The organism is Leucobacter albus (genome assembly GCF_039528015.1).
In the GTDB taxonomy this organism is placed as follows: domain Bacteria; phylum Actinomycetota; class Actinomycetes; order Actinomycetales; family Microbacteriaceae; genus Leucobacter; species Leucobacter albus.
Window position 1 is genome coordinate 27789 of record NZ_BAAAKZ010000001.1, and the last position, 9230, is coordinate 37018.

A 9230-nucleotide genomic window follows, 5' to 3' on the forward strand; every position below is an offset into this window, starting at 1 on the left:
TTCAGCAGGCGATCCGCGTCTTGCGGTGACACCCTCACGACGAAACGGTTGGGGGTGAGCACGCGGTCGCGGTCGACAACCACAGCCCCGATGTCGAGCTCGCGTTTCAGAGCTGAACCGATCTCGACGGGCTGCACCCCGGAGCGGAACGTGCGAGCAAACGCGCCGTTGACGGCGCGCTCAAGCGAGCGCTCGACACTGTCGAGAAATCCCATGTCCCCACTCCTTTCTGTCTCATCTCATGCGGGGAAGACCCGCGAAACCGCGCAGCAACAGCCGCGCTGGCACATTCGAGTGTGCATAAGTTTAACCATTTTGTCTTAGATTGCTGTGTACTGCTAAGCTAGACGAGTTGTCCGCACGCTTCATCAGCGGAGAGCGAACTCGCGCAAGTGGCGGAATGGTAGACGCGCTGGCTTCAGGTGCCAGTGCCCGCAAGGGCGTGGGGGTTCAAGTCCCCCCTTGCGCACGAGTAAGACACTGAGGGCCCGGATCGTTGATCCGGGCCCTCAGTGCATTCGCGGCGGGGTTGTTGGGTGCTGGGGTCGGGGTGCCGGGGTTGGGGGTCTGCGCAACCCGGGAGATCTGCGCTCCCAAGCACCGAGTTCCGGCAAAAATTGCCCTGGCTGTGCAGATAGCCCCGGTTTCGGCTGGGGCTGGGGGCTGGGCAGGGGCTGGGGCTGGGGCTGGGCGCTGGATGGCGTGGCGGTAAGCTGGGCGCGCGGCGGCCGTCGCGGCTAGGGTTGCACCATGGAGTCGATGGAGATTGACCAGGTAACCGAAGAGTTTGTAACAGACCTTGCCGGTCGCATCACGCAGTCCATCGAAAGTGTGATGCAAGACTCGAGCGAGGCGGTCGAGGCAGCCCTGATCACGCTGTTCGCCGGCGGCCACCTGCTCATCGAAGACGTGCCTGGCGTCGGGAAGACGACGCTCGCCACCGCGCTCGGCAAGGCGATCGATGCCGGCGTGCGCCGGCTCCAGTTCACCTCCGACATGCTGCCAGCCGACGTCACTGGGCTGTCGATCTTTCAGCAAGACACGCACGAGTTCGTGTTTCACCCCGGCCCCATCTTCAGCAATATCGTCATCGGCGACGAAATCAACCGCGCGACGCCGAAGACGCAGTCGGCACTGCTCGAGGCCATGGCCGAGCGCTCGGTGACAATCGACGGGCACACGAGGCGCTTGCCCGAGCTATTTCTCGTCGTCGCAACCCAGAACCCCAGCGACATGGCGGGGACGTTCCCGCTGCCAGAGGCGCAACGCGACCGCTTCATGGCGCGCATCTCGCTCGGATACCCCGGTGCCGACACCGAGATCGCGATGCTCCGCTCTCGCACGGCGCGTGATCCGCTTCGCTCCCTCGCCCCCGTCGCCACCATCGCCGAGGTGGTGCGCGCGCAGCGAGCGGTCGACGACGTGCACCTGTCTGAGGCGGCGGCGCGCTACCTGGTCGCGATCGTCACCGCCACCAGGCAGCACAGGGCGCTCGAGCTCGGCGCGAGCCCGCGAGCGTCGCTGCATCTCGCGCAGATGGCCCGAGCCCGGGCCCTGCTCCACGGGCGAAACTTCGTCACCGCCGACGACATTGCGGTGCTTGCCGGCCCGGTGCTCGGGCACCGGCTACTGCCACGCGGCTACTTTGCGACCGAACAAGATGCTGGGAGTGCGGTCGAAGCAGCCCTCTCCGAGATCGTGGCGAACACTCGAGTGGAGTGAGCTCACGTGGGCACTGCGCCACCGCCAATTCCCAACGAGGGGCCGCGCCCAGCGTCGCCCGTGACACTGCCCGCGATGTGGCCAGTGGCCCCGACGCGGCGTGGTGTCTCGCTGCTCGTGAGCGTCGCGATCTTGGCGGCGCTGTGGGTGCTGCTTGGGCAGCGTGACATTGGGTTCTTTGTGGCGCTGCTCGCCGCCAGCCTCGCTGTCGCTGTGCTGTTCGCCCTGGCGGTTGTGCGGCGGCCGCAGGCAACCATCAGCCTCGACACGCCCACTCCCGCGGTCGGAACCCCGCAGACGGTGCGCGCGACAGTGCGGTTTCGCCGACTGGCAGCGACCGCAATTACCGCGCAGTGGGCCGCACGGGCTGGGCTGATCGAAACGCCCGTCGATCCGCACCCCGGCGGCGCGACCCCCACTGCAGCGCCGCGCTCCGATGAGCGCCGGCACAGAACTACTACTGTGACCGCCAGCGTTGTCTTCACCCACCACTCGCGTGGGCCCGCAGTGCTGCGTCTCGTCGCGCTGCGGGTCGAAGACCCGCTCGGCCTGGTTCGGCGACGCATCAAGCTCGGAGCGGCAGCAGAGGTGCTCGTCGTTCCCCGGCTGCTTGAAGTGACGGACTTTACTGCAGTGCCGAATGTCACGGTCAGCGAGCGCGACGACGCCTATGGCGCCGGGCCCGCCCAGCACGGCGCGCCAGGCAGCGACACCCGGGAGTACCGCAGGGGCGACACGCCCAGGCAGATCCACTGGAAGCACAGCGCCAGGCAGTGCGAGCTCGTCGTGCGCTTGCCCGAGCGCGATCTCGGCAGCGTCGCCGATGTGCGGCTCGAAACCGACCCGGCCGCCTACGCCTCAGCGGAGGAATTCGAACATGCGGTTTCGGTGGCGGCGACCGCCGGGGTCGCGCAGCTCGGCGAGGGCAACCCCGTCAGACTCCACCTCGGCGCGCGCACGCCGGAGCGTTTCTCGAGCGTCGCCGCACTCATGCGCGCGCTCGCGCTCGTACGGCTATACAGCGCCGGGAGAGCGGGTGCGCGTGACTGACCCGGCGATCCACCAGGGCCACCACCGCGGGCACCGCGGCATCGCACCGCGACTCAGGCTCACCGTGCTCGGCGTGCTGCTGATCGTGCTGTGGGCTCTGAGCCTCGCGGCGATCACGGGCCTGCTGCAGCAGGGAAGCTGGTTGGTCTGGGGCATCGCGATCACCACGGTGGTGACCGGAGCGGCGCTGGTTTCGGTGGCCGCACCTGGGCTGTCGCAGGCCGCCACAATAGCTCTCCCCGGCACGATCGGGGCCGCGATCTGGGTGATCAGGCTCCTCGTCAGCGGCGGTCTGCGGTCGTGGGGCACCGAACCGGGGGAGACCCTCGCGCGAATTCAGAGCGAGGTGCTGCGTGGCTCGGCCCCCATCGCCGCGAGCACGCATTTCGAAGACCTGCTGTTGCTCTGCGTGGTGGTGTGGAGCGCCGTCGCGATGTTCGTGTTCACCGGTGCCGGCAGGTTGCGAATCGCGGATCCGCGGGAGCTGCGGGAGTCGCGGGAGCACGCCGAGTCGCGGGAGCCCCGGGAACACGGCGAGGCCCGCGAGCCGGGGGCGCACGGCGAACCTGTGGATCGGGGCGTGCCTCACGCCGTGACCGCGGCACTGGCGATTGCGCTGCCAGCGCTGATCGTGCCGGTGGTGACGAACGAGCGGTTTGAGGTGCCCTACCTCGCGGCGCTCGGCGCCATCGTGTTGGCGGTGCTGTGGCTTGCCTCGCCGCGCGTGACCTTCAAGGGCGGGATCGCAGCGGTGAGCGCGCTCGCGCTCGCGGCAGGCGTGTTCACCGTCTTGCCGGAATCTCGCGACCGCATCTGGAACGGCTCGCTGCAGTACGGGCCAGTCGGCGAGTACGTCGATGACGTCACCATCGAACTCGCCCGCTCGCTCGGGGAGCGCAGCCAAGCGCCCGTGTTCACCCACTCGAGCAGCGATGAGCAGCCGCAGTACTTTCGGCTCGCGACGCTGAGCACGTTTTCGGGCGGCACCTGGTTGCCCGACGAAGAGCTCGATGCAGAGGGGCTTGGAGTGGATCAGGAGCGCTCGCTCACCGGTGTGCGGCCGACGCAAAGCGATGAGCCGCTCGCCGAGCTGGAAGCGCTGTCGGGCGGCGAACGCGACAGCTACGGGAGCATCGTCGTGCAGACACCGACTGGCAGTTTTAGGTTTTCGCCGGTCGACGGCCGTGTGCTCGGGTTCTCTCCGAGCCAGCTCGAATGGAACGAGCACGCGTTCGAGTATGCGGGGCAGCGCCGCGGGTATGTCGACGTCAAGATCGCCGGGCTGCGGAGCTCGTGGCTGCCCTTGCCAACCGGAACGGCGCGGGTGTCGAAGGCCCGAGCGACGCTCGATCTCAACCCCTGGGTGTGGGCCGACAGCGCTAACACCGCGCGATCTCAGGGCGTCATGACCCAGCCCGATGACAGCTTCCGGGCGGAAATCTACCCGGGCGGAGGGGAGCCGCCCCGTGCCGCGCTGCGGTGGCTGCCGCCCGAACTGCTCCGCGTCTTCCCTGAGCCCGCTGCGGCACCACCAGAGCTGCGCCCGTACCTCGAACTGCCAGGCAGCCTGCCGGAGTCGCTGCTGGAGCTCAAACAACGCGTCGAGTTCGAGGGGCTCGACCGGGTGAGCGCCGCCAGCGCGCTCGAGCACTATTTTCGCCAGAGCGGAGGGTTCTCGTACGACGAGAGCGCGCCGTTCTTGCCCGGGTCAGACCCCGCCGACCCCTACAGCGTGATGGATGCCCTCCTCACCACCCGCGCCGGGTTCTGCGTGCACTACGCGACCACCTTCGCGGTCGCGGCCCGCAGCCTGGGGGTGCCGACGCGCGTTGCGGTCGGCTATGCCTCGCGCTCCCAGGGCGCGACGCCGGTGACGGTTCGCGGCAAAGACCTGCACGCGTGGCCCGAAATCTACGTCGATTACGTCGGTTGGGTGCCCTATGAGCCGACGCCGGGTGGTGCTGGCCTGCGGGCCCAGTCTGATGAGGAAACCGATGCTGTGACGGTTGACGCCGAGACCGCAGCGCCCGAAACCGAGTCGCCCGAAGCCGCCGCCCCTGAGCTCACTGAGCGGCCTCAGGCCGCTGACGAGGCCGACGATTCGGCTGGCGCTGACCAGGCGGGCGGGGGTGCTGACGCCGGTGGGCTCAGCGGCGCGGTCGTGGTTGGCGGCGTTGCTGGCGGGGTACTGCTGCTCCTGCTGCTGGGCGCGGCGGCCCCAGCGCTCCTGCGCGCGCTTGGGCGGGCCAGGCGCCTGCGCGCGATCCGGGCCCACGCCGAGCCTGCCGGCGCGGCGTGGGCCGAGCTCACCGCACTGCTCCGCGACTATGGGGTGGTGCCTGGGGCGTTTGCGATCGCCCCGCGCTCGCAAACGCCCGAGGCGATCGCGGAGTGGGTCGTGGCCTCCGGGGTGCTCACGGAGTCAGAGAATGTTCGCGGTGTTGGCTGGCTTGCGACCGAGGTGAGCGCGGAGCGGTATGCCCCCGCGGGCAGCGGTGCGGATCCGCGGGGTGTTGGCGGCGGCACCGAGCGCCAGAGCTCCCCATCACCGCACACACGGCGACGCCTGGCGGCAGTCGTTGCCGGTGTCAGCGCCGACCTTTCTGCCGGGGCCACCCGCCGGGCACGGGCGCGGGCGCGCTGGCGGCCCGCCTCGCTCCGACGACGCGGGCTTGGCTAGGCCGGGTCCGGTCTCGGCCGGGGCTGGCCGGGGGCCGGGGCTGGCCGGGGGCCGGGGCTGGCCGGGGGCCGGGGCCCTCGCCCCACCCCAGCACTGAGCCCTGCACTTGTCTCCGAGAACACCCGCTTGCCTCGCGAAACAGGGCGAGGGCTCGGAGGGAAGTGCAGGGATCGGTGTGCGCAGGGCCCAGACGTTGGGTGACCTCGCTCCGTGCCGCGCGCGACGGGGCCTCCCTCAAGGAACCCTCAAGGCGCTAGACCCGGGCGAGCTCGTCGGCTTAGCTGGGGCCGGGCGGTGCGCTACAGCGAAGTAGCTGAGGGTGGCGCACATCAAACCACCAGGGAATCGTCCCGCCTTGGCCAATGCAAAGGCTGGTGATCGAATGAAACAACACTCTTTTTCGCACAGTCGGTTTTTCGCGACAGGGGCGGGGGTGCTCGCTGCCTCGCTCGTTCTGGCGGGGTGCGCGCAGTCTCCAGAAGAGGCAGCGCGAGGAGTCGCCGCGCCGGCGGCAAACGTGCCGTCGTGCGCCATTCCCGTCGACGACGAGACCTTTCTCCCGGGCGACGATGTGAACGAAGACGACGACATCGCGGTGAACCCTGAGCAAAGCTCGGGCTATCGCTCGGGCATGAAAGTCGTTGAGTTCGCAGACTTCGGCGCCGTCACGGCAAACCCCACCGCCACACTGGCGGCCTGCAGAACGCTGCAGGCCGGTGGCACAGCGGCCGATGCCCTCATCTCGGCCCAGACGGCGCTCGGTCTCGTCGAGCCGCAATCGTCAGGGCTCGGCGGCGGGTCGTTCGTGGTGTACTACGACGCGAAGACCGGCGAAACAACAGCCTATGACGCTCGCGAGACCGCGCCCGCTGCTGCGACCGAAGACTACCTTCGTTACCTCGAAGCGGGCAATGCGGCCGCGGGTGCGCCGCAGCCGAGCACGCGTCTGTCTGGCCGAGCAATCGGTGTTCCAGGCACTGTGCGGCTCTTCGAAACGCTGCACGAGAAGCACGGCAAGCAGGCGTGGGGCGAGCCCTTCAACGCCGCCATCAGGCTGGCCGAGTCGGGCTTCAGTGTCGGGCCGAGGCTCGGTGGCCAGCTCGCCAGTGGCATCGACAACATTCGCCGCGACGAAAACATGAGCGCCTATTTTCTCAACGAAGCAGGCGAGACGCACCCGGTCGGTGCCGTGATTCAGAACCAGGCCTATGCCGACACGCTCCGAGCAATTGCTGCGGGCGGTGCCGACGTCTTCTATACCGGCGAGATTGCGCAGAACATCGTCGACTCAGTTGCCTCCGAGTCTGGTGGGCGTACTGCTGGGATGATGACGCTTGAAGACCTAGCAAATTACCGCGTTATCGAGCGCCCGGCGGTGTGCGATAACTACCGCGATATCGGAGTGTGCAGCATGTCGAGCCCCTCTTCGGGGGGCATCGCCGTCTCGCAGGCGCTCAAGATTCTCGAGCACTTCGACCTGAGCGGGCTCGGGCCCGATACCGGCGCGCTCGACGGAGGCATTCCGTCGGCAGACGCGATCCACCTCATCACCGAAGCCGAGCGGCTCGCCTATGCCGACCGTGACGCCTATGTGGCCGACGCAGACTTCGTTCCGCTCCCCGGCGGTTCGCCCGATTTGCTCCTCGCTCCCGACTACATCGCCGAACGAGCCGCCCTCATCAACATGGAGACATCGATGGGTAAGGCAGAGCCGGGGGAGTTCCCCGACTGGGACCCCTCCGGTCTGTACGCAGACGTCGAGAACGGTACGAGCCACATCTCGGTCGTTGACTCGTACGGCAACGTTGCGGCAATGACTACCACGATCGAAGCGGGGCTCGGCAGCTTCCATATGTCGCGAGACGGCTTCTTGCTCAACAACGAGCTCACCGACTTCTCGGTCGAGCCCGCTGACGCGAACGGCACGCCGATCGCGAACCGCATCGAGGCAAACAAGCGCCCCCGCAGCTCGATGGCGCCGACGATCATGTACGAGCTCAACGCAGACGGCTCGCATGGAGCAGCAATCGGTTCGGTCGGTTCGCCCGGCGGCGGCAGCATCATTCAGTTCGTGATCAAGACGATCGTGGCAATGGTCGACTGGAACATGGACCCGCAGCAGGCCGTATCGATGGCAAACGTCGGCGCGGCGAATAGCCCGCGGACAAACTTCGACGCCGGGCACCCGCTCGCAGCGTCAGACGAGGGCCTGGCCATCGTGGCAGATCTCAGGAGTCGCGGGCACGACGTGTCGGTGTCGGCGCAGGGCTCCGGCCTGGGCGCGCTGCTTCGTACCTCAGAGGGCCGATGGGCGGGCGGCGCCGACCCGCGCCGCGAGGGCATTGTGCTCGGCGGGGCCATCGATGGCGGCGACGGAGGAGACGGCGGGGGCGACGGTGGCAAGCCGAATGAGCCGCGAAAGCCCGAGCGTGTGGACACCGATATTTCTTAGCGAAACCGAACTCACGTTGGGGTGATCGGCGGGCGGTGAATGCTGCCGCCCGCCGGTCGCCGCTGCGCGGAGAGGAGGAATGATGAATGAGGAGGCCAACCCGGCCGGTCGTCGACGCTCACGGTTGCCGCGATGGGTGGGGTGGATCGGCGCGGGCGCGGCCGTCGTGCTCGTGGGCGCCGGCGTCTGGGCGGTGCTGGTCTCTGGGCTATTCGGCGGCGAGCCGCACGAGCCTGCCGCACCGAATGAGCGCCCCGCGAGCACTGATGCGCCATCGCGTGAGCCTCAACCAGCAGAGTCGGCGGCGGCCTCGAAGCCGTCGCAGCTCGATATCGCGTCGACGCTGTACATGCCGTATTCCCCGGTCTGGGACCCGCCAGACGAGGGCGAGAACTTTTGGCAGGTTGTCGATGACGATAACGGCTACCCCGAATTCGGCGGCACTACCTATCTGCTCGCGCATGCTTGCTACGACGGCCAGTGCGTGGGCGACGACGCACGCGCGTTGGTGCCGGGTGATTCGCTGACCTTTCGGGGCGCCCGGTACCTCGTCGATGAAAAGCTCGAGATAGACAAGGCTGCCATTGGCGATCAAAACATCTGGGAGCATCGCGACGGCCAACTGGTAGTGATCACCTGCATCATCGACCCAAGCACCGGCGCCATTGCGGAAAACGCAATTCTCGTAGCCTCCTTGCAAAACTAGGCGCCCCGGCCCGGCCCCGGCCGCAGCCCCGGCCCTGGCCCGGCCGCAGCCCTTGACCCCCACACTTGTCTCCGGGAACCCCCGCTTACCTCCCGAAACAACGCAAGGGCTCGGAGGGAAGTGCAGGGTTGAGCGGGGTGCCGGGCCTGGGGCTCTCGCCGCGCCTGGGCCGCGCCGTGCCCCGCCGTGCCGCGCCGTGCCCCGCCGTGCCCCGCCGTGCCCCGCCGTGCCCCGCAGGGCCCCGCCGTGCCCGTGCCCGTGCCCGTGCCCGTGCCCGGCACTGACAGCCCCGGCACTGACAGCCCCGACGTGCGCACGCCCCCGTACCCCCTCGCCGTCCTACCCAGGTACCGGTTTACCCCTACGGCCCCTAGGGGAAACCCCCTGGAGCCCCTGAAAGACTGTGTGTATGCAGTAGAAGCCAGATAACTTGGTTACTTGATGTCACTCCCGAGTGCACGCAACAGAGGTTCGAGGGCGGTGTAGGGCTGCTCCAAAGGCTGCCCGGGGTGCCCGTGCCCCTGCGAGAGCGTAAGCCGGGCGACGGCGGTAGGAGAGGGCGAGTAATGGCAGAGGTCGAGACCCGGCGCGGGCTGAGCGAGGCTGAGGCAGCGGCACGA

6 protein-coding genes and 1 tRNA gene are annotated in these 9230 nt (G+C 68.4%); 6 read left to right on the forward strand and 1 reads right to left on the reverse strand.

The window, feature by feature from the left end:
* On the reverse strand, positions 1-215 hold a 215-nt coding region (locus ABD115_RS00150; protein ID WP_343956961.1), incomplete at its 3' end, for a DUF3662 domain-containing protein.
* A 171-nt stretch (positions 216-386) separates the two neighbouring features.
* Between ABD115_RS00150 and ABD115_RS00155 the strand changes: the two genes are divergently transcribed.
* The 6 genes from ABD115_RS00155 (at position 387) to ABD115_RS00180 (ending at position 8610) form a co-directional block, all read left to right on the forward strand.
* A tRNA-Leu gene (locus tag ABD115_RS00155) sits at positions 387-469 on the forward strand.
* A 281-nt stretch (positions 470-750) separates the two neighbouring features.
* A complete protein-coding gene (locus tag ABD115_RS00160) occupies positions 751-1722 on the forward strand; it encodes an AAA family ATPase (protein ID WP_343956963.1) in 972 nt (323 codons plus the stop codon).
* A gap of 75 nt (positions 1723-1797) precedes the next feature.
* On the forward strand, positions 1798-2772 hold the full coding sequence (locus ABD115_RS00165; protein WP_343956965.1) for a DUF58 domain-containing protein: 975 nt from the start codon (positions 1798-1800) through the stop codon (positions 2770-2772).
* Positions 2765-5452, forward strand: a complete 2688-nt coding sequence (locus ABD115_RS00170) for a transglutaminase-like domain-containing protein (RefSeq protein ID WP_343956967.1) — start codon at positions 2765-2767, stop codon at positions 5450-5452. The genes ABD115_RS00165 and ABD115_RS00170 overlap by 8 nt, the downstream gene beginning before the upstream one ends.
* 382 nt (positions 5453-5834) lie before the next feature.
* The gene (locus ABD115_RS00175) at positions 5835-7904 is read left to right on the forward strand and encodes a gamma-glutamyltransferase family protein (RefSeq protein WP_343956969.1); all 2070 of its coding nucleotides are present in this window, start codon (positions 5835-5837) and stop codon (positions 7902-7904) included.
* Positions 7905-7986: 82 nt separating this feature from the next.
* On the forward strand, positions 7987-8610 hold the full coding sequence (locus ABD115_RS00180; protein ID WP_343956971.1) for a flagellar basal body-associated FliL family protein: 624 nt from the start codon (positions 7987-7989) through the stop codon (positions 8608-8610).
* Positions 8611-9230: the final 620 nt, after the last annotated feature.